We start from the raw sequence: 2500 nt of genomic DNA, 5'->3' as shown, positions 1-2500 counted from the left end.
ACCTGGGAGTACTAGTCGGCAGACACACGGCGGGTGCTAACGTCCGTCGTGAAAAGGGAAACAACCCTGACCTACAGCTAAGGTCCCCAAGTTATGGCTAAGTGGGAAAGGATGTGAGGATCCCAAAACAACCAGGATGTTGGCTTAGAAGCAGCCATCATTTAAAGAAAGCGTAACAGCTCACTGGTCTAAATAAGGGTCTTTGCGCCGAAAATGTAACGGGGCTAAAGCCATACACCGAAGCTTAGGGTTTGGTCCGCAAGGGCCAAGCGGTAGCGGAGCGTTCTGTAAGCTGATGAAGCCATACCCGTGAGGGGTGGTGGAGGTATCAGAAGTGCGAATGCTGACATGAGTAACGTAAGGGGAGTGAGAGACTCCCCCGCCGAAAGACCAAGGGTTCCTGCTTAAAGCTAATCTGAGCAGGGTTAGCCGGCCCCTAAGACGAGGCGGAAACGCGTAGTCGATGGGAACCACGTTAATATTCGTGGGCTTGGAGGTAGTGACGGATCGCACAAGTTGTCCAATCTTATCGGATTGAACGGGCAGCGGAGCGGTTCCAGGAAATAGCTCCTCCTTATAAACCGTACCCGAAACCGACACTGGTGGTCAGGTAGAGTATACCAAGGCGCTTGAGAGAACTATGCTGAAGGAACTCGGCAAATTGCACGCGTAACTTCGGAAGAAGCGTGACCCTTTTCTACGCAAGTAGAGGAGGGTGGCACAGACCAGGGGGTAGCGACTGTTTATCAAAAACACAGGGCTCTGCGAAGTCGCAAGACGACGTATAGGGTCTGACGCCTGCCCGGTGCTGGAAGGTTAAGAGGAGGGGTGCAAGCTCTGAATCGAAGCCCCAGTAAACGGCGGCCGTAACTATAACGGTCCTAAGGTAGCGAAATTCCTTGTCGGGTAAGTTCCGACCTGCACGAATGGCGTAACGACTTCCCCGCTGTCTCCAGCATAGACTCAGTGAAATTGAATTCCCCGTGAAGATGCGGGGTTCCTGCGGTTAGACGGAAAGACCCCGTGCACCTTTACTATAGCTTTACATTGGCATTCGTAGTGGCATGTGTAGGATAGGTGGTAGGCTTTGAAACCTGGGCGCCAGCTCAGGTGGAGCCACCCTTGAAATACCACCCTTATTACTATGGATGTCTAACCGCGGCCCGTTATCCGGGTCCGGGACAATGTATGGTGGGTAGTTTGACTGGGGCGGTCGCCTCCTAAAGAGTAACGGAGGCGCGCGATGGTGGGCTCAGAACGGTCGGAAATCGTTCGCTGAGTGCAATGGCATAAGCCTGCCTGACTGCGAGACTGACAAGTCGAGCAGAGACGAAAGTCGGTCATAGTGATCCGGTGGTCCCGCGTGGAAGGGCCATCGCTCAACGGATAAAAGGTACGCCGGGGATAACAGGCTGATGACCCCCAAGAGTCCATATCGACGGGGTTGTTTGGCACCTCGATGTCGACTCATCGCATCCTGGGGCTGGAGCAGGTCCCAAGGGTATGGCTGTTCGCCATTTAAAGCGGTACGTGAGTTGGGTTCAGAACGTCGTGAGACAGTTCGGTCCCTATCTGCCGTGGGTGTAGGAATATTGAAAGGATCTGTCCCTAGTACGAGAGGACCGGGATGGACGGATCTCTGGTGGACCTGTTGTGGCGCCAGCCGCATAGCAGGGTAGCTATATCCGGACGGGATAACCGCTGAAGGCATCTAAGCGGGAAACCCACCTTAAAACGAGTATTCCCTGAGAACCGTGGAAGACGACCACGTTGATAGGCCGGGTGTGGAAGAGCGGCAACGCTTGAAGCTTACCGGTACTAATAGTTCGATCGGCTTGATCGTTCTCATTCCTTATGCTCATCGTGAAACACGATGATCTGACCAGCGCTCACGCGTCGTATCGGCCTTCGGCCGGACGCTCCGCGAGGGCGCCGGAAAACCGGCGACGCGCAGTCGCGCTTGCGGGCTTACGCCCGAAAGCAAACTGCAGAAGGCGTCGCCTTGGCACAAAACAGCTTCTCGAATAACGTGCGTTTTGCCGACCTGGTGGTTATGGCGGAGCGGCTGCACCCGATCCCATTCCGAACTCGGCCGTGAAACGCTCCAGCGCTGATGGTACTTCGTCTCAAGACGCGGGAGAGTAGGTCGCTGCCAGGTCTGCCAAACGCACGTTGAACTCTCGATCCAAATTGGATGGAGTGGAATCTTCTCATTACGATTATGTTGATGCATGTCGTTATCCCAAAACCGCTCAACACTTTTGGGCGACATGCATCGAGGCCCGCCAACGGGACTACGGGCCGCGAAAGCGGCCCTTTCATTTGGCGGCTCTTCTAATCCAGTAAGCTTCGGCTTACCTCTAAGGTTGACGCGGGGTGGAGCAGCCCGGTAGCTCGTCAGGCTCATAACCTGAAGGTCACAGGTTCAAATCCTGTCCCCGCAACCAAATACAAAAAGCCCGCCTCGTGCGGGCTTTTTGTATTTTGCTGTGGTGGCCGG

The 2500-nt window shown here is 54.8% G+C and carries 1 tRNA gene and 2 rRNA genes (1 of these 3 cut by a window edge); all 3 read left to right on the top strand.

The annotated features are described in order from the left end of the window. A 23S ribosomal RNA gene (locus tag ACYHH6_RS00015) occupies positions 1-1843 on the top strand; it begins 959 nt to the left of the window's first position. A gap of 200 nt (positions 1844-2043) precedes the next feature. Continuing rightward, a 5S ribosomal RNA gene (gene rrf, locus ACYHH6_RS00010) occupies positions 2044-2158 on the top strand. Positions 2159-2370: 212 nt separating this feature from the next. Beyond that, positions 2371-2447, top strand: a tRNA-Met gene (locus tag ACYHH6_RS00005). Positions 2448-2500 lie beyond the last annotated feature (53 nt).

The organism is Mesorhizobium sp. P171375, from assembly GCF_057786075.1.
This window is presented reverse-complemented; position numbering and strand designations above follow the sequence as displayed.